Below are 20,698 nucleotides of genomic sequence, written 5' to 3' on the forward strand. Positions count from 1 at the left end.
TTTTATTTCCTCAATATTTAATTACGTAGTTTATATATGCGTTGGCAGGACGTGATTCTTGGAATCCGGAGTCTAATACGGTAACAGATACATTAATGACATCTTTATTAAAACTTACCCCTCCCGGGGCAGTATCCCCCTCGATAAGCACGTTAGGGGTTGTGACTGCCTCATGGTTATGCATTCTTATAAGACTAAGTTCTTCTGAACCAAGACTGTCGGCACCAAACTTAAAGTTTTTACGGTTAAATCGGTAAGGGATGGAACCATCAAGCCCTATCTCATCCCTTCCCATATTTGCTCCACGCAAGAACTGCTCCCTGTAATCCGGTACGGCGAATTTTCTTGAATTAATAGAAGTTTGTGTTTTAAGTGCTACCGAATCTGCATCATCTGTCGAAAGAATATCAACTTGAATTTCGGTATGGTTTGATATAAGCGGGTCTGTTCCGGCACCGTCAATCGTATACCAAACATAAAAATCTTCGCTTGGAGCTCCAAAGGTAAAGTAAGCGCCAGCTGTCATACCACTAGCTGCTACGGTAGTGATTGTGGACGATTGAAAATTAGATATCGCGGCCACTGTTTTTTCTGCAACAGCCACCGAATCATCAGTTAAATTGATTGTGACAGGTATTCCAATCGCTCCACCAACGGAAGGGTCTGACTCTGTTGCAGTTATATACCAGACATAATAAGCCTGACCTACAGAATAATATCTCCAATATTTTGCTGCACCAGCTCCATTACCAAGAGTTGAGGCAAGAGGAAATATAACGTCGAATTCTTGGGGTGTTTCTGCCGTTCCATCAATCTCATAGTTGCTTCCAACAATAACGGTTGATGTTCCTGAGCTAGGCGCTGTAGTTAACCCATTAGCCTCGTTCTGCATCCAAGAGTTGCCGGGTGTGGTAACCCAATTATTAGCACCGAATGAGGAAGAACCAACCCCGGAATGCGAAATGGTGAACGTAAAACCTGTCGCTGTTGACCCATCTGTTATTACAGAGGCAGAGCCCTCAGCATTAGCAGTTAAAAATAATGTATCTGAGGCAGCAGCCGCACCCGGGAAATAAGAGGTAGCATAATCGTCACCTGTTCCGTAAATAGGTGTCGATGTTGCAGAATCGAAATACTTTTCTTGAAGCCTAATAAAAGGTATTCCATCGGAAGAATAATCGTTGGTTAAATATGAACTTCCGTCCGCCCATAGTTCGCCAACTTCTAGAGATAGGGTTGATTTAGCGTAAACCATCCCAACTTGTGTATGGTCAAACTCCCATCCTGTAGCCGTTAGTCTTGGAGGAAGGTACAGGTCTCTACCTGTAAAGTCAGGAACGGGGAAAGCCCCTCCCAAGAATTGGCTGATAGACTGCCTGCTTGTTGTGTCAGGAAAAAACACATCTGCGAACTCTCCTTCGAGTAAAGAATAGTCAGTGAATTCCCCCTCAAAGACAATTCCAATTGGTAGCCTTATCGCAAGCTGGACAAAATCATCATCTAAGGTGCCGATTGTTTTTGTTGAGTTATCTCCAAAAACAAAAGAAGCTACAAATGATTGGTATGAGCCAGTCATGGTAAACGTACCGATCGATGTTTCTGTCGTAGAGCTTCCGCCTGTACCGTAATTTTTGATTAAAACCAAATCCACATCAAAACTGCCTGACGTCGATTTTCCTGCAAACTTGAACGTAAATAGCTGTTCATCAGAGCCAAACTTGCTTACATCGTCAAATTTTACTGTCAAGTCTTTCTTTAAATCACCAGAGCCACCACCAGTGTTAATGACTCTGACAGCATATCTTGGATGTGCCTCAGGGTTGTCAGAATAGGAACTAAATCTAGGGAAGGTTACATTGTCGACTGCGCTAGAAGAAGGTGATCTCTCAAAAGTCCAGCCACCAAGAGCAATATTTGTAGATTCATCAACAATAAGTCCATTGTCTTGCAGGTCGTTATGATGTAAAAACTGACCGTTAGGAATGTAATTAGTAAAGGCGCTATCACCATTGCCTCCACTTCCGCCGCTTGAGCTTTTAGTGTCAGGCCATGCTTCACGTGTAAGCTGTTTTACTCCAGATGAGCTTTCAACCTCAACATAATAAAGCTGTATTTCTCCATCGGAATCAAAAGGATTACAGTAAATTTTTACATCAGTAGAGCCACTTCCAAAATCATAAGATGTTGCTCCAGCCGCATTTAATGTCACAACACTTCCAATATCAGTATAAGTATAATTAGGAGGTGCTCCAGTTAATGCATAAACATTCTTAGGTGTTTGCCTAGATTCGTCTTGAAAAAATTTAACTTTTCCACCAACTAAAGGGCATCCAGTATCCTTGTCGATAAAATTTTCTTGCAAGTTTGGTGCAATAAGGAATTTAGGATCAAGATTAGCCATTATTGTTGTCTCCTGTCAAAGCTATTGCGCCTGTTCTGGCGGCTTTTCCGAGTGGGGTTGACCTTGGCCCTAAACCTTGCAGGTAACGCATGTAAGAATCTTTTAAAAATTCACTTCTCAACCCTCTCTGTATTATCTGTCCATATGCTGGCAGTGCTGCTGCGATCGCTGCGCTTGTGGCTGCTACACCTGGGCTGTGCGTTGCTGCCCCAACTCCGAGACCTGAAGTTAACCCGCTAATCTCAAATAAAAGCTGGCTTAACTTTCCGGCCGTATATCCAGTTTTTGGGGTAAAGTCAGCGCTTGCGGCAGAAGGGTACAGACCGGAAATTTTTGAAATTCTATCTGCAATGGGCGCTTTCTTTCCAAACATAAGATATCTTTGAGTCGGGCTTAGTTTTTTAATTCTTTCGATCTGTTTTGCCAGTGAAGTTTCATCTGTTGGCTTTATGTAAGCTTTAGCCATGACGCCCTTTGCGTCGGGCGATAACTTTTCAGTTAAAGCACCCATAAGACCGGAATAATCATCACCTTTTGAATTTGATTTTATGTATGAACCAATAAAATTATCAGGAGTTCCTTTCTTTTCATAAATTTTAAAAAAAGGTGTCTTGTTATTTAGGTTTAAATTTTCATAAGTTCCTTGATGTATCCTTGAATTGTTTGCGTCCTGAAAAAGTTCAAATAATTTTGGATCTTGTGAAGAACTTGCCTCAAGGCTTAAATCAATACCGTTTTTAATTTTTTTAAGATAACGAAGATATAATTTGTCATCCTTTCTAGATGCCTTCTTAATAAGGTCATTGATAGCCCTTCTTGATGATAAAGCGTTGCCAAATGAATTTATTCTTGGGTTATCTCGAATAAGAGAGGGTTTTATTGACTGTCTAAAGTCCTTTAAGGTTTTGAGAGATTCTCTGTATAAATTTTCAGTCGTTTCGTTTGTTATATTCTTTTGTATCTCTTTTATTGAAGAGTCAATCTCATTTTTAAAAGGAGCATCGTTAAATGGAAGATCGTTTTTATCGGCGTATTTTGCCAGTGTGTTGTATTTTCTTTTTCTACTTTCCAATGCTGATATATAGGATTTTTCCACGTCATCGTAAACATGTTGGCTAGGATTTGACACGTCTGGAACATCAGAAAAAAGAGAATCTGTGCTTTTCTTTAGGTAATTGTAGGTTTGCTGGTACGGAACATCTGCCTGAGACAAGGCTATGCCTCTAGATTTTGCGTAGCTTGTTTTAGCCCTAGGAGATTTGGCAAGCTCGCCAATAGGAGACTTTATGCCTTCCGGGATAGATTGTCTTGCTGCTTCAAATTCTTCTGGCGTAACGTTCCTTCCGAGATATCGACCTAGCATAGTCATTCCAACCTCGGGAATCCCGGCAGAGGAAGCGCCAAGAAAAGCGCCGGTAACGGGATTTGCATCAACAGATGGGGCAGATACTGTCCCGCTTGCTGTGCTTCCCGCAACTCTGGCAAAATTTGAAGGAATCCCTGCGGCTTCCATGGCTGGCAACGATGCAGCATCGGTAAGAAACGCAGCAAGAAGAGATGAGCCAAACTTACCTGCTTCTATGGGAAATTTACCCTGTCTTGACGTTGGTTGCGGATCGTATCGCGGTATTTGCATAGATTGAGGGAGTCCAGATGTTGCGTAAGCACCTGTATTTTGGACTCCGGATGCAATGCCCTTGGCAAAATCTTCTCCTGATAACTTACTCTGGTTAATATAATCAAAAACCTTGTCTCTAAACCCCTGATTTGGATAAGTGCTAGTATCGCTAGCCATTGTTTTTGCATCTTGCCCAGAATCTTTTTTTGATTTTGTGTACCCTGTATATTTATTTGGGTTGAAGCCGGATTTTTGGGTGGAGTTTTTGTACCCTTGATATTTGCTAGGATCGAATTCAGCCATTATGCTTTCCTCCATCCATATTTAAGTGCACCGTCTACATCGTCCTGATTTACTGCGTAGTAAGTTCCATTATTATCTACCATCTCAACAGTTCCCGAAGGTGATGCTGCCTGTTCCTGTGTCTTCTGACCGGGTTTCGCACCACCACTAGCTAAATACTTTTGAACTTGAGCTGGTGACATGGCTAGCTGTTCGTCCATGTCGGACTCGTCTTTTCTTAAAGTTTTAAAAACCTTAAAAGCCAAATCTGGGTTAGACATCATCCAATCAGGATTAACAACATTTTTAATGGCTTCTTTTTGTTTGTCAGTTGCCCCTATTCCCATGGCTCTACCAAATTCATTTGCATAATCTGGGAAGTTGGTTTTAACGAGCTCTTGATAAATGTCATACGATTCTGGTTGCTTTCCTGATTGAACAAGAGCCTTGTCTGCTAATAAATTAGCCTTTCCGCCAACACCAAAATACCTTGAAACAAGTGGTAATTTCTCTTCAATTGTATTGCCGAATTTATTCAAGCTTACGGCAAACCTTCTTTGATTTGCGGTTTGGCCAGAAACGTTCTGCTTCTGCATTCTTGAGGCGTTTGCATCTTGCGCCTGCCTGACTAAATCTGGCGATATATTTGGATTTTGTTGAGGCTGTTGTATAGCTTGGTCTACCTGCTGCTGTGCAGGCTGAGGAAATCTCTGACCTTGAGGCTGTGCTTGTTGTGAGCCTTGAATATACTGCTGAGAAGGCGGTGCAGCCTGTTGGCCACCTTGAGAACCCTGCATGTACTTTTGTAGAGTCGGAAAGTTAGGCGCAGGAATAGGCTGATATTGCTGTGACTGTTGAGACGCCGCTTGTTGTTGTGGTGATGGTTGGCTGTAACCCTGAATAGCAGGCGCACCAGTTAATTGTGCAAACTGCTGATTAAACGCGCCACTTCCTGCCAGAGCATTTTGTTGGGCATTTGGATCGTTTGCCAATAAGGTCTGCCCAGTTGGGGTATTGGAAAACCTTGAAAATGCATTTGTGTAAAGAGCTCCCATCTTATCTCTTTGAAGTCCTATATTTTGTAGCCCTCTAGCGGCATTTTGGGCAGATATTTGAGCCATATACTCTTTAAGCCCCATCAGTTCAGGTGCTTGCTCATTGGATATGTTCTGCCCTTCTGTGGCTGACTGCATTTGGGATAACTTAGCTGCATTCAAATCAGGTTGGGCTTGGTTCTGTTGACGCTGCATTTGATTTTGCAAGTAAGCTCTTTGCAAAGCCTCACCCGTCATTGCACCTTGAGCCATAGGCATTGACTGCTGATAGGTAGGCCATGTATTTGGATTAAACCCAGCCATTAAAGCCCTCCAAGAGCAAGAGAAGCGCCAAGACCTGCGCCACCCCACATCATGTTTCTTTTATTCTGGGCTTGAGCACCCGCCAAGTTTCCACGGTTGTATAGGTAGTCAGTCATGTTTTTTGCCATTTGATTTGACGCGCCATATCCTTGTGTTTCAAGTCCTTGCTCACCCTGAAGGCCAGAACCTGCAATTTTCATATTGCGATTTAAGTATTGGTTGTAATTTTGATTAGCTAATTGGTCGGCTGTTTGTTCAGCAAATTGCTGAGACTCTGGGCTACCCGACATGCCGCCTGCTGCCATGGCTTGGTTTTGCGCTTGCAGTTGTTGGTCTACGTTCCACTGATAACCGGGGTCTTCTTGGAACCCTTGACCTAATCCAGCTTGAACTTGGGATGGATGAAGCGCCATAGCCCCATAACCTTGGTGTAGCTGAGGAAGTAAAGTTTGACCCATTTGAGAGTAAGGCCCGAGATATTGTTGCTGAATACCGGGTATCTGATCGAAATACTCTGCTGACTGATCGTAAGGGTTTGAGCTTGAACCAAACATTATTCTTTCCTCATGTTGTTGTCACCGTTAAAAAACTGTCATTAAAACCAACTTTTAATGACGTTTCGTCGGTGTCATAAATAAATCGCCCGTTACGTTCACCTGACGGAATATCGTTTATTTCAGATGTGCTTAATTCCTCATAGGTGCTTACGGGCTTGTAAGCTTCCTCGGTATTAACCTGCATGTTTTTTTGTTCTCTGTTATAGATAAACCCGCCTGCTAAATCTTCATTAACTAAATTCGATATTTCCGAATTATCTTTAGATGGCATCTTGTAACCTGAAAAAGGAAAAGAGCTCTGCAAGACAAATGACAGTTGGTCAAAATAGATTCGCCACTCTGTATTGAGTGTTCCATCTTTCTCAGCAATTTGTGCTCTTGGCACGCTTGGAATGCTCATTGATACACTTCCATTTCTGCATCCGTAACAATAAATCTGTCTTTTCCCCAGAATTGAAACTGGAAAGAAACATCATTTGCAGACCCTAATTTTCTGTACAGGAGCTTATTAGCTCTTTTCCCCATTGGGTTTAGTGTTTTAGACCACTTCGTGCCAAAAGATTGGGCCCCGTCTTTTGATAAAGATAGGTGGACATCTAACTGCTCGTCGCTGTATCCTTGCTCTATCGTTAAATTAACGTTGTTAATGATAAATCTGCTGGCATCTTTCAGTCTCGAAGGTGGCGGTATCCTAATTCTGGGAATAGTAAGACCCTCATCATCTTTATCAGTTGTTTCTTTGTATGTGTCTAATTCGGAGCTCATTTCATATAGCCCACCATCTCTGTCTGTTATGAAGATATGTGTGTTATTGAAAAATGATAACCTTCTGGCAATATGCGCATTTAGCTGACTATCAGTTATATTAAAAAACTTGTCTTCATTGAAGTCATAAGCATAAGACACATTGTCTGAGGGAAAGTTTATCTGATAGAAAATATGACCATCTTCTTCAAATAAGAATCCAAATGAATCTTCGGGAGCCTTTAAATTATCTAGCTGAAAATCAATCCCATCTGTTGATATTTTCTTTGGTGTAGAGCCTGTGCTAACAAGAATAGATGGCCCTGACGATTCATTAGAACCAAGCCACACTATTCTGTGGAAACCAGAGGCAATCGTTGATGTACTTATACAACCGTACTCTATGCTCAATGAATTTTGCCGCTGAAATGGAAATAAAGCGCTACTAGTTGGAACGTCCAACCAGACCTCAGTAATGTTCTTTCCGAAGATAAAAAGTTGTCTTTCTAAAGTCTCAGCTGCGACTACCACATCAGGGCTGGACTCTAACTCCCCAATATGCTGAGAATCAAAAGGAAATGATTTAGCATTATTTAAAGCCGACAATCTCCACTGTTGTGTATCAACTTGAGGAGCTACAATATATCCGTCAATAAATGTGATATATCCTGAAATAAAACCGACATTTATCTTTTGAAATGTTTCATCTGAGTAATTAAAAACGTAAATGTTATCACTGTTTTCGCTAATAACTATTTCGCTGGCATTATTTTCCGATATGAAAACAGGCCCAGTAGATGTATCTAGCTGGCCGACAAGAGAAACAGCAAAATCGTTTGATATGGTGTAGACACCATTGTCTATTATGGCTATTTGATGTTGATATTTTGGGCTCGTGTAAACAGATCGTCCAACAGAGCCACCGGGCCTAATGTCCTTTATTTTTCGATACCCAAAATAAGGAACCAACGCAGCATCTGATATCCTCATATTGTACGTAGATTCTCTTGATATCTTTGGATATCTTGAAAATTGACTCCCGCCGACAATTTTGAGTGGTAATTTGCTTATCATTACGGTCTCAACCCACTATTAAAGTTTATTTCAGCATAATTAAGGATGTTTTCTCGTGAGTTCAGAGATGATACCTTTTCAATTGTCATGTCTGGTGGGTCTACCTTAAATAAATTCTTTTCTTTTTTATTTAAAGCTTGTTTTTTGTAAATTGGAAATTCTACGTTGTAAAAATCGCAAATGCTTTCAGCAAGAGCATATCTTAGGTAAGAGATATAAAACCCCTCAAGAGAAGAATCTAAATCATCGCAAGCTGAAACATTAGAAAGAAAAAACTTACCAGTTATCTCAAACTCATAATCTCTATCTGGATAGAAATATATATATATGTTAGAGCCGCCTAACGCTCTCTCAAATGTGTATACCTTGGGAAAGCTTGATATGTTAGTCGCGCGAGTATTTCCAAAATATTCAATTCTTCCAAGTTCACGCATCTCGTACCTTATTGTTCCATCTTTAAAGGCAAGGCATGACATTTCCATTAAGGAAGGTATAAAGTATTTTTCTTGGTTAACAACAGCATCAAAATTTACGTGTGAAAAATATGGGATCATGTTCCCAGAAGCCGCTTTATCATCAAGTAATTCATTCAGCAAATCTATCCCGTCCGAAATTTGTGAGCCGGAAACCGTTTCCAGCTCTCGACTCACAATATTCGATAGGTAGAATGCTTTAACTACAAGCTCGCTAGCTTTCATTCTACTGCCTTAAAGTTTATGGATTAGATGTTGGAAAAGCTAATCTCATACCGTAACGGTCTGCAAGACGTGAACCCCATGCAACCTGCTGAACGAATCCTTTAACGGCAGTCTGCGGGAAATAACCATTGTAAGTGCGCAATGATATGCCAGATGAAGGGTCAGTCATGGTTGAATTTTCGTAAGGCGATGTGTCAACCAATTTAGGCATTGCTAACATAAACGCGCTTTTAGCGAAAAGAAGTCCGCACACATGGCTTTTCTTTGCTGTCATTTGCATTCCAGCCGTAACAGCGTTGTTAATGTTGCTATCTCTATCGCCAGATGTTGAAATTAAGGCAGGAAAGATATCAATGATAACTTCTCCAGTTTCATCAGAAGCAACATCAGATTGTGCCCTAACCTGAACAACGGAGTTAGTTTCTTCGCTGCCAAAATAGGTTAGATAGCGCATATCTGGTTGTCCAGAAATGCCATCAGAGAATGTTAAAATGTCATATTTCTTGATTGCGTTAGCATCTGAATTAGCGGCACCACTTAATGTTAGCTGTGTACCAGCGGCATTGATGCTGACAACGGTAAGCACTGTGGCTTGGTCACCAACAGTACCGGCAACATGACGAGGTAACAAGTTTGACTTGTACCATTTAACGCCCGCAAATTCACCAAGTTCCCAGCTATTTGCAATTTCATCATTACGACTAGGTGCAAATTGAGTTAAACCATTACCGATGATTTTAGGGCAAGCTGTCATCGGAATAATACCGCACATTTCATCCGTAATAGGATTACCCGCGTCTCGATAGTTCTCAATGGCTTGGTCAAGAGATTGATAGCTTTGGATAGAGTCTGTTCCGTCTCCGTAAGTAAGGTAGGTATGCTCTTTACAGTTAAGGGCAACATCTTTACCTACTTTAGTACCTAGCGTAACAACGCCAGATTTGGCAAGAGGAGTCATATAGTTATCTACATCGATATTAAATAATTTCTCAAGCTCTGGTGTACCTAGAGGAATACTACCTTCTTTTTCAACAGAGATAGGTACTGATTTTTGCGTGTAACTTCCGAATGTTCCAAAAGCCAAGCTTGGTACATAATCAACCGTAGGTGGCTCATCGAAAAGTGCCGTTGTTCCACGCTGACCGGGGATGCCTTCTATATGTTTATATTTTTTATTAGTTAATTTGATAAAAGGGTTAGTGTTAGAAAGAAGCGCTAAAGACGCTTGCGTATAAGACTCTACATTGACGACTACATTAGTCATAATAACCTCACAAAGTAATTATTTGCTCGGATATGGGAAAATCAGGTTGTAAGAAGTGCCTTCCAGTCTTCTATTCCAATCTCAGTTTTACCAAATCCATCACGAGAATTTGTATTAATTTGACTGATTGGACTTGGAGCCTTTGGCGATTTCTTAGCGTTATCGTTCAAGGCAATACTGTCAGATATCTTTTTGAATTCCTTCAAGATAGGGGTAAAGTTTGGATTACCCTTTTTATCTTGAAGCATCGCAATAACATCTAAACCACCTATCTTGTGTGGGTTATCAGCAAGATAATTTAACACTTGTCCGCCTCTTTCGCCGAACTGACTAATGGCAAGCTTTATTCCGCGAAACTGATCAAAGTTATTAACAGACTTCATTTTTTCATCAAATCCGTCTATCTCTTCTTTGGCGTTCGCTATATTCTTGTTAAAAGTCTTATCAAGACCGTCTACAAATGTTTCGTATTGTTGCTGCTTAAATGCTTCTTGCTGATTCTTTTGCATATCTGAAAGCTTTTGATTAAGAAGTGCATCAACCCTCTGATCGATACTTTCCGCTTGATCATTTGCTCGAATCGGTTGCTGAGTCTGAGGCTCGTTAACCCTTTGGTTCGCTGCCTGCATACCCTTCTCGTAAGCCCTTTTTCTTTCAGTCAAAAGTATGCTTGTTAGCTTTTCTTGGCTAACAGATCCATCTTGTGGTTTTGCCGGTGCCATATCTGGCGCTTGCTGTTCCACCGGAGAGCCTGCATTTTGGCTAAAAGAATCAACTTGCTGAGAATCAACCGAATTATCAGCATTCAAATTTTCATCAGTCATATTTCACCTTTGCAAGTTATATCTACTTACGGAGTATCCGAATTACCGGTCTTGTTATCGTTCAAGTAACGCCAGATTATCTGCTCTGGTCAGTATGACGGTTTAACGTCTCGGCTCACGCCGTGCGGCTAAATTCTTAGCAAATTAAACATAGCAAAAGAGAAGGTTAATTTAAACAAAGTATTTGATATTTTAAGAAAAAAAACGCATAATGTGCTTAGAGTTGAGCACAATATATGGATATATAAAATTTGTAGCACCGGGGTAATACAAACATGAAGAGGGAAAGTTTTATGGGAAAGAGTAACAGCTTAATTAATCAATCTGTCAGAATGACGCAATCCCTACATAAGTTAAATTCAGATAGAGCACAAAGAACAAATATGAGCGTATCGGCAGTTATTAGAATGGCATGTGAGCAATTCAATGAAACAGAAGCGCATGTAGATAACTGCAAAAGACTAATTGAACAATCAAAATTATCGGATATTCAATTAATTAAATTTGCAGGGATGAAAAACATAGCTCTGAGCCTTTACCTTCATAAAAATGCTTTTCCTGACCTAAAGAACGCAGATAAAAATATGGAATATTCTGTAATGGAGTTTATGAGAGAATCCATTGAGAACGGAACTCTTTTATCAAAAGGTGAGACTAAAGCATTCGGTGGATCATCGGATATTATTTTATTCCGGGTAAATAAAATGAATGTTTATTGTCAGGTGGGGCCCGGTCAGATAACTATCTTATCGGTTGTTAATTAATGAATGAATGTGGATCTTGCGGAACAAAAATACATGGTGACAAAGACAATTTCTGCTTTATTTGTGAAAAGAATATATGCTATAAATGTACAGGTCTGACTAAAAGGGTTGAGTCATCTCTTCCCGGATGCTGTATGTTATTTGACTTTTGCTGTAACTGTCTTGGGAAGCCAAGAGAAGAAGATGAAAATGGTAGACTGATAAAGGTCGAGTTTCGTTATCCTAATGAAGGTTAAAATGAAGTTTACACCAACGCACGCTTTTATGGGTTTTAATACATCCCACAAAGAGGAAATAGCTTTTTTAGAAAAGCAAATCGATAATTTAAAAATACTAACTGATAATTTTTTTAATTATTTCCTTTCCCAAAAAGATATTTTAAATAAATATCCTTATGGGGATTTCATGATGGATGTGAAATTAGAAAATATAGGCCCATTTAACGCGATGACCTTTACCTTTAAAAAAGACATAAATTCTAGGGTAACGATAACAAGTGGAGGTTTTATGGTAGACTCTTTCTTTTCAGGCAAGAAAGAAATAATTTCTCATACATTTATTAATGATTTTGAATTTGAAGAAGACGACTTTAATCAGCTTTGCGATAAAGTAAATGAAGCCATAATAGAATCTCTATTGCCATTCAATTGAATTCTTAGGTTTAATTAAACACGCCTAACTTTCTTTGTCTTCACCATTGTCTGTCAATCCAACAGAAAACCTAGCATTTATCTGAGCTCTTTTTATTTGAAATGCATTATCAGGGCTCATAGGGTGAATAGTCAGCGGAGATGTGCACGCTGAAATAGCTGTCACTAATGAAACTAAAAATGCAGACATAATTATTTTTTTCACTTTTATTACCTCTTACGTTCACGAAAACATTATTTGTTTTTACCTTTGGAAGACATTGAAGCCATCTTTTTAGCGCCGTATTTCTTTCTACCCGCAGCAGCCATTATAGCATCAGCCTGTTTTTTACTTTTACCTTTAGCTTGCAATACCTTAGAGCCTGTGGAAAATCTCTTGCCATCTCCAAGCTTTGATTTTTTAACGGCTCTTTTATACGCTGATTCTGCTTTCTTAACTTTCGATTCTACCATGTTTAACCTCCTATTGAGAATTTAGACTCATAACATCAATGGTATGATTATGCTGTTGCTCGTTCCGATTCAAAAGGTGCTCTTCGTGCGCCAATGCTTGATTAGCCACTTTTACAGCAGCATCTATATTAGCTGTCTTAATCTCAGCCTGTACCTTCTCATTTTGGACGGAAGCATTCATAAGCTCTTTTTCCAGACCTATCATAGCTAACTTCTCGTCAAGTGCCATCTGATTTTTCTGCTCTTGTAGCTCTTCCTGCTTTACTTTATATTCCATTTGTATTTTTTGCTGCTTAAGCTGCAACTCTTGCTGTTTAATCATAAGTTGCTGCTGAGCTGGATTAGGCTGATTCTGCTGGCTTTGTTCCTCTTGTATTTGTTTATCTGCCATTTCTTTTAGCTTATCTGCCCCTCTGATATCCAAGTTGTCTACAATAATGGGCAATCCCCTCCGGTTCATGAGCTCACCGAATGAAGGGACAGCGCCCATAAGTTGGGTCATTGTTTTTAGAGCCCTATCTTTCTGTAAAGTAAAGCTGTATGAAGATTTAATTGTGACACCAAGCTCATTATCTTTGTAATCAAAAAATATGCTTTGAGGATCTTTTGAACCATCTGAAAGCTGCTGATTAATTGGAACAAAAACCCGTTCACCTTTCTCGTTTATTACAGGAATTGTCATAGGCGTAACGTAGAGTTTAGGGAATATTTTTAACATGAAATCCCCTGCCGCACTCAGAGCCTCCATGTAATTAGCTTTAAATGGCATAGCCATAACATTATTATCAATCGAAGACTTATCTAGCGCTTCTCCTGATACCTCATTGGCGTTTACTCTAGGATCGGAATAACCAAGTGTACTTTGTATAACTTGCGGCATTCCAACAAAAGTACCCATTATAGACTGAGGTATATCTTGCTGAACCACCTCCTTGGGCGCAGGTAAAGGGCTTCCTTCATCTGATTCAGAAGAGTACAAAAGAACGGATGCCTTTTGAGGATTTAGCCAATCCTTTTTATTGACGACACTTCTTTTTTCTAGCATGTATTTTTGTTGCATTAAATTTTCAGAGAAGTTAGCCAGAGTTTGAGCAGTATAGTTCAGAAGTTTTTGAGCTCCAACGGCGTTGCTAATGTAAGACTTGAGAGATTGACTAACCTGATTTCCAGAATCAGACTCATATACTTGTGCGCAATCTCCGGCAACAAAGAAATAATTAGAGCTTTCATAGGGGGTATCTTCTTTTTTAATAATGCTGTTACCAAAAATTATATATCTTATTACTTTATTGAAATCTTCTTCTCTCGATTCAACTATTTCAGGGGCAGCGTATAACTCACTCCAATTTTCTATCATTTCTTCATATTCAGAATTAAGTACGACCTGACCATCTGATAACCTATGAATTTGTTTTCTCTTTTTCTCTAAGCAATAATAATCAGCAAGCATGATTATATCTTTATTACCATTCTTGTAAGTCCAAGAAAATTTATTATTTAATGCTTTGCTATACCCCATTCTGTCAGCTTCAGAGGCATATTTTGGATATTGTCGTTTAAACTCTTCTTTCTCAATAGGGTATATCTCACCCCAATAATTGCTATCATCCTTTGCTGTCTTCTTAGACATTGGATCAAAAAAGCACATTGTCGGTTCAACGTTTATGATTGACATTTTTTGTGTAAAAGACATCTTATTGTCATACTCAGCTATAACCTTAAAAGCAGAGTAAGAGCCTCCACACTGTTGTTTTATAACTGTATTCTTCCCGCTTTTTTCATACTCAAGAAAAACATGCATCATGTGCCCTTCAATCACATCTGTTGTCAGGACGTTAATTTGACTGCCACTTCCATTTCCCGATACTGAAACCTCCGGCGCTTGCCTTGAGAACTCACCAACGACCTTAGATAGGTAAGATGATGTATAGTTTAGCTCTATATCTGGCTTATTGATTTTTGAAAGATTTTGACGCTCTTTATCTGTAATAGTGGTCTTATACGCAAAACGCATCAACCTCTTATATTGTTCAATATTGTCTTCAAAATAAGCGAAAGATTCTTCTATATTTTCTTTTATAGAATCGAGTTTTTTAGACTCTGATTTAGATTTTTCTTTTGTCATGGATATCTCCTAATTTGAAATAACTAAGCACGTCTTGATTGATTCTCCCGCGCTATCTCATCCGCGATGCTATCGTATTTACTTGAATTACTAATATTATATATAACTTTCTCTTCTAATCCTAGCCTAATTCCATCAGCTAGTGTATCAGCTATGTCGTCGTGCTTTTGGCTTCCACCTAAAGTTATTTGTTTTAGGTGGTGCATGCACATATCTCTATGTCGGCAGTCCTCATTCATAGAAACAAACCCTTTCGCCATAAATGGAGCTGCCATTTTAAACCTATTTGTTTTACTTCCACTCCCTGCATTTCTTTCTATATCAACAGCAATAAGGCCCTGCCTCTTTTTGAAGAATGACAAAAGCATGCTGCCAGTGCTTTTCTTCTCAATAAAAACCCGATCAGGTATTACCTTATGCCTTAAACAGGAACCATAAAAATATTCAAATTCTTCTACAAGTTCTTCTGGTTCTTTTCTTGTTTGATGGCAAGAAATCCAGTGGAGACCTATATGACCTGTCTTTTTCCCCATAAAAATGGTCTCATAGACTCCAAACATAGAAAAAACGCTAGCATCATTAACTCTATCTGCTGTCTCCGCTGTGTCAGCCACAACAAATGTCGCAATTATTTTAGGCTCTTCTTTGAAAAATACTATTGCATCAGTATTAAAAATTCTATTTGAATCCGATACGGGTCTTTGCTGTATTTGAGACCAGAATGTAAAAGGGTCATTTTTTTTAAGGTCTAACAAATACTCTTTGCTATGTTTCTCAGGCCAAAGTGCGTTATTTGCTGAATCAAGGCCCGGTATAATAACCGCATTAGATACCCATGACTCTTGGTAGTTATCAAGAGGACTATTGTTATAGCCTTCTGAAAGCTGTCCTCCTAAATCAAGCTCGGATATCCTTTGAGATATATGTATTATTGGGGTTGTTTTAGGGTCATTCCTTCTGTTTACAAGCGTTTGACTATACAGCTTTCTAACAGATGTAATCATAGCTAAACTGTGGCCATCTTGAGCCTTCATCATGTCATCCATGAATATGCCACCGCCGTAAGGTTCTTTATCTGTTGTTCCTGCCCCGCTACCAAGTCCTGAACCATCAGCCCCTACAGCTATTGTCCTTCCACCTTGTACGGTAGAGAAGTTGTCTTTTGCGCTAGAACTCTTACTTATTCGTGCGTCAAACAATATTTGAAATGTGCGAGATTGCATTATCTTTCTTACATTTTCAGTCTTTTCTGCTGCAAGCATTTTCTTATATGATGCATATATGTTGTTTGCTCTAGGGTTATGGGCATAACACCAAGCTATTGCGTGGCAAATCATCTCAGTTTTGCCGTATCTGGGCGGTACGTACATAGGAAGGACAAGGTCAGGCAGAGACTCTTGATCACCCCTCAGAGCCTTCATAATTGGGTTAGCCATCGTTATAAAATGATTCTGACGACCAACCGGATTAGGCGTCTCAGGTATTACATTATTAACCCTAGCAAAGAAATAGAAAAAGAAAAAATACAGGTCGTCCAAAAGTGCTTGACGCAATTGGTCAATATTGGAGTCTATAGGGTCTTCGAAGTCTTCTAGCATTATGGGATTGTAGCATAATTTTATTATTTAATTCTATTAACTTACACATTTCTGTTGTTCGGGATCGTAAAACCTTTCGTCAAACATCATAACGAAAAATTTATCAGTTACGCCAGATTCAATATTAGTCAGCGTCTCAACTCCTAATTCTACATAACCATCTCTTATTAATACAGGTATTTCCTCTCGACTACTAAATGGTACTTTCCTAGTCAAACAAACATCAGGGAACTTGTCGTGATGCTCATCTCTGCATTTATTGCAGACAACTTTATCCATACATTTCGAGCAAAAATAATACCTACATTTATTACATAAATACCTTGTAATGTATCGTGCTTCAGTCAATCCATCACAACCATAGCAGTTATATTTATACATTTTCATCAATCCCATTCCATCCAATCAGCTCTAGGGAATCTTTTGGTAAACGGGTTCCAGTCGTCTGGCTGAATAAGGATAAATCTAAAATCAATTTCACCGATATCATTTTCATATGCCTTCTCTACTATAGACTTTACGTGATTCAAGTCATCTCCTTTAATCGCAGAAACATAAATGTTAGCGCATACTCCATAAGTAATATCCACAGGGCCCATTGGGTTAAAAAGAGGGATGAACCCATACTCCCAGCACGGAAACTCATCCTTAAAGAAGAAGTCTCCCATCTCTTCGTAGTGGTGCCAAGATACCCAGTATTTATTCATCTATCCCCCAAAACGTTATTAACCACGTCATAAACAAACCTAAGTGTATCTTCTTTTTTCTTATAGTACTGGTCATCAGTAGACCTTACATTTTTGCATCTTCTAATCTCTTTATCGCAGGATGGTCACCCATCTTAAACCATTGAGTAGCCTCGATTTCAATTGGTTTCTTTACGTATTTAGGCATATTTATTTCTCCTGTTTATATTTCGATGTAATAATCTCTATATCTGTTTCTTCCAGTGTAGGGATGTAGTGTTTCATGGAACAAATCCTATTTTAGGTTATCCTGTAAATATTCTAAAGGGTCGAATAATAGACATTCTTGCTTTATTTCTTCCCGAGATTGTCTGTTCAATATTTCTAAACGCTCATTAAAGTCTTCACAAGGATAGTAGCGCCAGATTTCCTGTAATTTCCAGTAGCATTTTTTACAGCATAAATACACCCTATTGTCTATCCTGTAAGAACATAAAATTAACTTTTCCAGATAAGAGGGTATTTGTCCGCATAACGAACAAGGTTTATTCCCTTCCATTTTATTTCTCCTGTTTATGCTTAGAAGTAATAATTTTGTGAATCCTGTCTAATATCCTTTCGTTAATATCCCCTATTAAATCAGAATCATAATTATTAACAGACCAAAGAGACCATATCATCATAGACGCCTCTTTTTTTTTGCACGCGCCACATTTTAAAAAACTAAATATATCTCTAACAACCCTAGTTAATGAATTTGAAGTTAACTTTACCATACGTTATCCTCTACTTGACTTATGAATCTTAAATACTCTAAATCCACAAACAATTAAGAATATTAAAACTATAGATAATATCTCTACTGAAATGGGGAAACAAACCCAAAACCAAGACCACGAAATAACGCCACACAGCTTTAGAACTAAAAAAATTAAAAACAAAACAGTAGGAATCCCCATTATTTAACCCCATCATCATTAAATATAGACTTTAACCAAGATAGTACGCGAGCTAGCTTAAACCACCTTGATTTTCTTTTCTCACGCTCTTCATGGTTAAGCGATTTAAATCTCATCCTATAAAACTGAGTATTTTCACCTATTTTTGAGGCGAATTTCATAGCATCCAAACATTCGTTTATCTCTTCTTCACTCTTTGTTCTGTGTGCCACATTTATGCTACCAGCGCCTAATACGTCCCCACCGGCGTGTGCGTTTATAGCTACTGAATCATCGGAGTTCTTCATTTTCCTTTTCCTTTCAAGACGCTGCATATGTAACTCTCTTAGTTTATCTAAATTATGCTTATCACAGATAAAATCATCATTTATAATTTTAACTTTATCTTCGTTGTTCATAAATTAACTCCATGTACATTTGCACATTAATAAAAACTCTCTTATCGTTAAACTTTCTAATTCCATTAATAATTATGCGTCATTTTTAGCCACTTACCTTCTCCATTATAGCCTTGCGTCATTGCGATACTCGGCTTTAAATCTACCGGAATAGAATCTTTTCCCTCCTTTAATCTTCTTTTTAATTCTTCATTTTCATTATATAATTTTTCATATGCAAGATATAATTCTTCAAATTGTTCATCTTCTTCTTCGTCTATTTTTTTTTAAACACATAGAAAAAAAACAAAAAGGAAAAAACCAGCGGTAAGTACTTCATAATCGGTGGAACAAAGGGAGAGTAGTTTTCAAGCCAATGCTCAATAATATCCGTTGTAGTTTGCGTTTTGGTCAATGAGGCAATTGCCGAAAACTCTTGTCTCCATTGGGGTATTTTAGAAAGTTCTTTAATCGCTCCTTGTTTTTCTGTAATGTCGACAATTGAATTCTCCGTAAAAAGTGCCGCCAGTGTTTCACTGCCTTGACGCAATGCAGTACGATTATTGTATTGATAAAATGAGCCCCTCCCAAAGAGGTCAATATCCTGGCTGAAATAGTGCAAAGGGTCCTTAAACTCATTTCCTTCAGGAAGTTTATGAAAATCACGATTCAATACTTGAACCTCGGTCTCATTGATGGTTTTTAAGGCTATCAGTTTGTCACGCTTATATTGCAGGTCTGTATGTCTCGAAACCAAGTAAAGGAACACGGCAATTCCCAATACTGCAATTGCTAAAACCAGCTTGGTGTTTTCAAAGAAAAGATAACTAAAGAAAATAGTTGCTATAAACACCAATAAACGAAGCGTACTTGAACCCGCCAGTTGTTTTTTGACCTCTGATACGGCGGTCGAATATTCTTCGATTTGATTTTGATAAAAGGAAAATAAATCCTGCATTCAAGGAGAGGGTTTTATCCGGATAAAGATAGGTATTTCCCTTAGCTCTTATGCATTGCATTCAACATCGCGATTTGCCCCAAATGATAAATATCATGTTGGGCAATACTGGTAAGAATAGGTCCGAAGGTATATTCCTTTCCTGGAACTTGTCTTTGCAGTAATTCATCTGTCTCCTCAGATATTTTATGCATCAAGCTGTCTTGGGTACTTTGTAGTCTCTGTTTAAGTAAATTCCATTCTTCTTGGGTGGCAATATGTATCTCATCCCAATCATTTTCACCGTCAATTACAATATTGAATTCCAAATCGCCTTCTAATTTTTTCAAAACAAATATTCGCCAATTGATGATATGTTGAACAAGAACGGCAATCGTCTTGGAACCATAGGTTTTTTCATTCACTACCTCCCAAGGAATTTGATTCAACTTTTCCATCACAGAAATACCGTACCAGGGCCTCCCGTCAAAAGATTCTTTGAGATTCGATATAATTGATTCTAGTTCGCTTGACATAATATCTAGGAAAGACCATCAAACTCGGCCTTCAACTTTTTTGTGAATTTAGAAACCACCAGATTATATGAATGGTCTATGAGTTTCATCACCAATTTGGGCGGAACGTTATCTAGCATCACCGTATTCCAATGCACCTTACTCATATGATAACCCGGTATTATCGCCCCATCGTGCTCTTCTCGAAGTTCGATGGCATAATCAGGATCGCATTTCAAATTCACCTGTGCAGGAAGCCGTTCAAGGCCTGTCAAAGCAAACATCTTGCCCATGACCTTAAAGACCAAAGTATGTTCATCAAAAGGTAAACCTTCGGTCACCCCTTTTTTCGAGAGGCAATAATCACGGAATTCTTCAACGTTCATTTGTCTTTTTTTTATTGTGAAGACCCAGAATCAAATTCAAACTTGGCCAATAGTACCTTGTCTTGGTTACTTCTCGATCACCTATCTCGAAATCGTTCACAGTCTCCACAGGTATTCCGCCCAAACGTTCGTAAAAATTTATGGCTTTTGTGTTGCTGGTCAGCACCCATAAATACATCGATGTCTTATTTTTCTCTTCTAATAATCTGGCCGCACCAACCATTAATTTTTCACCAATTCGCTGTCCAATAAATTTCGAATTAACATGAAGGTTGTCAATTAGGGTACCGTACTCTGAATCTTCATCAAGATAACCGCAAACGAACGCAACAAAGGTGTCTTCAATTTCAGCTACGTAAACAAATTGACTCTCTTTTGGGTTTGTAAGGCGGGCTTCCCAAACTGTAAGCCTATCACTCAGAACTTCC

At 38.8% G+C, this 20,698-nt stretch carries 21 protein-coding genes; 2 read left to right on the forward strand and 19 right to left on the reverse strand.

Going from position 1 to position 20,698, the window contains the following annotated elements; all coding sequences use genetic code 11:
* Nucleotides 1-10: 10 nt before the first annotated feature.
* The 9 genes from Q0688_RS16185 to Q0688_RS16225 are packed head-to-tail and all read right to left on the reverse strand — an operon-like array spanning nt 11 to nt 10,820.
* Nucleotides 11-2,401, reverse strand: a complete 2,391-nt coding sequence (locus tag Q0688_RS16185; protein ID WP_299079134.1) for a hypothetical protein — start codon at nt 2,399-2,401, stop codon at nt 11-13.
* Nucleotides 2,394-4,322, reverse strand: coding sequence for a hypothetical protein (locus Q0688_RS16190; RefSeq protein ID WP_299079138.1), 1,929 nt, complete (start codon nt 4,320-4,322; stop codon nt 2,394-2,396). Before Q0688_RS16190 ends, Q0688_RS16185 begins: the two co-directional genes overlap by 8 nt.
* Nucleotides 4,322-5,659 carry a hypothetical protein gene (locus Q0688_RS16195; protein ID WP_299079140.1) on the reverse strand — a complete coding sequence of 446 codons (1,338 nt, stop codon included), beginning with the start codon at nt 5,657-5,659 and terminating at the stop codon, nt 4,322-4,324. The genes Q0688_RS16190 and Q0688_RS16195 overlap by 1 nt, the downstream gene beginning before the upstream one ends.
* Complete coding sequence (locus tag Q0688_RS16200) at nt 5,659-6,213, reverse strand: hypothetical protein (protein ID WP_299079142.1); 555 nt, start codon at nt 6,211-6,213, stop codon at nt 5,659-5,661. Before Q0688_RS16200 ends, Q0688_RS16195 begins: the two co-directional genes overlap by 1 nt.
* A 10-nt stretch (nt 6,214-6,223) precedes the next feature.
* Complete coding sequence (locus Q0688_RS16205; protein ID WP_299079144.1) at nt 6,224-6,616, reverse strand: hypothetical protein; 393 nt, start codon at nt 6,614-6,616, stop codon at nt 6,224-6,226.
* On the reverse strand, nt 6,613-8,034 hold the full coding sequence (locus tag Q0688_RS16210; RefSeq protein WP_299079146.1) for a hypothetical protein: 1,422 nt from the start codon (nt 8,032-8,034) through the stop codon (nt 6,613-6,615). The genes Q0688_RS16205 and Q0688_RS16210 overlap by 4 nt, the downstream gene beginning before the upstream one ends.
* Nucleotides 8,034-8,732, reverse strand: coding sequence for a hypothetical protein (locus tag Q0688_RS16215; protein WP_299079148.1), 699 nt, complete (start codon nt 8,730-8,732; stop codon nt 8,034-8,036). The genes Q0688_RS16210 and Q0688_RS16215 overlap by 1 nt, the downstream gene beginning before the upstream one ends.
* A gap of 16 nt (nt 8,733-8,748) precedes the next feature.
* Complete coding sequence (locus Q0688_RS16220; protein ID WP_299079150.1) at nt 8,749-9,996, reverse strand: hypothetical protein; 1,248 nt, start codon at nt 9,994-9,996, stop codon at nt 8,749-8,751.
* A gap of 41 nt (nt 9,997-10,037) precedes the next feature.
* Nucleotides 10,038-10,820: a hypothetical protein gene (locus tag Q0688_RS16225; protein WP_299079152.1), complete on the reverse strand. Its 783-nt coding sequence runs from the start codon at nt 10,818-10,820 to the stop codon at nt 10,038-10,040.
* A gap of 293 nt (nt 10,821-11,113) precedes the next feature.
* On the opposite strand from Q0688_RS16225, the gene Q0688_RS16230 reads away from it, so the two are divergent.
* Nucleotides 11,114-11,584 (forward strand): hypothetical protein, encoded by a 471-nt coding sequence (locus Q0688_RS16230; protein WP_299079154.1) that lies wholly within the window; start codon nt 11,114-11,116, stop codon nt 11,582-11,584.
* 237 nt (nt 11,585-11,821) lie between these two features.
* The gene (locus Q0688_RS16235) at nt 11,822-12,235 is read left to right on the forward strand and encodes a hypothetical protein (RefSeq protein WP_299079156.1); all 414 of its coding nucleotides are present in this window, start codon (nt 11,822-11,824) and stop codon (nt 12,233-12,235) included.
* Nucleotides 12,236-12,259: 24 nt separating this feature from the next.
* On the opposite strand, the gene Q0688_RS16240 is transcribed toward Q0688_RS16235, so the two are convergent.
* The 10 genes from Q0688_RS16240 to Q0688_RS16285 form a co-directional block, all read right to left on the reverse strand.
* Entirely contained in the window at nt 12,260-12,439 is a 180-nt protein-coding gene (locus Q0688_RS16240; RefSeq protein ID WP_299079158.1) for a hypothetical protein, read from the reverse strand.
* 29 nt (nt 12,440-12,468) lie between these two features.
* A complete protein-coding gene (locus Q0688_RS16245; RefSeq protein WP_299079160.1) occupies nt 12,469-12,687 on the reverse strand; it encodes a hypothetical protein in 219 nt (72 codons plus the stop codon).
* A gap of 10 nt (nt 12,688-12,697) precedes the next feature.
* A complete protein-coding gene (locus Q0688_RS16250; RefSeq protein WP_299079162.1) occupies nt 12,698-14,812 on the reverse strand; it encodes a hypothetical protein in 2,115 nt (704 codons plus the stop codon).
* 23 nt (nt 14,813-14,835) lie between these two features.
* Complete coding sequence (locus Q0688_RS16255) at nt 14,836-16,248, reverse strand: hypothetical protein (protein ID WP_299079164.1); 1,413 nt, start codon at nt 16,246-16,248, stop codon at nt 14,836-14,838.
* A 548-nt stretch (nt 16,249-16,796) separates the two neighbouring features.
* On the reverse strand, nt 16,797-17,117 hold the full coding sequence (locus tag Q0688_RS16260; RefSeq protein WP_299079166.1) for a hypothetical protein: 321 nt from the start codon (nt 17,115-17,117) through the stop codon (nt 16,797-16,799).
* A 937-nt stretch (nt 17,118-18,054) separates the two neighbouring features.
* Entirely contained in the window at nt 18,055-18,453 is a 399-nt protein-coding gene (locus Q0688_RS16265) for a hypothetical protein (RefSeq protein WP_299079168.1), read from the reverse strand.
* A gap of 256 nt (nt 18,454-18,709) precedes the next feature.
* On the reverse strand, nt 18,710-19,390 hold the full coding sequence (locus tag Q0688_RS16270; protein WP_299079170.1) for a hypothetical protein: 681 nt from the start codon (nt 19,388-19,390) through the stop codon (nt 18,710-18,712).
* A gap of 41 nt (nt 19,391-19,431) precedes the next feature.
* Nucleotides 19,432-19,827 (reverse strand): DinB family protein, encoded by a 396-nt coding sequence (locus Q0688_RS16275; RefSeq protein WP_299079172.1) that lies wholly within the window; start codon nt 19,825-19,827, stop codon nt 19,432-19,434.
* 83 nt (nt 19,828-19,910) lie between these two features.
* A complete protein-coding gene (locus Q0688_RS16280) occupies nt 19,911-20,270 on the reverse strand; it encodes an MmcQ/YjbR family DNA-binding protein (protein WP_299079174.1) in 360 nt (119 codons plus the stop codon).
* Nucleotides 20,260-20,698, reverse strand: a 439-nt coding sequence (locus Q0688_RS16285; protein WP_299079176.1) for an N-acetyltransferase, incomplete at its 5' end; no start/stop codon positions are given. The genes Q0688_RS16280 and Q0688_RS16285, both read right to left, overlap by 11 nt.

This window comes from uncultured Paraglaciecola sp. (assembly GCF_937123705.1).
Lineage (GTDB): Bacteria > Pseudomonadota > Gammaproteobacteria > Enterobacterales > Alteromonadaceae > Paraglaciecola.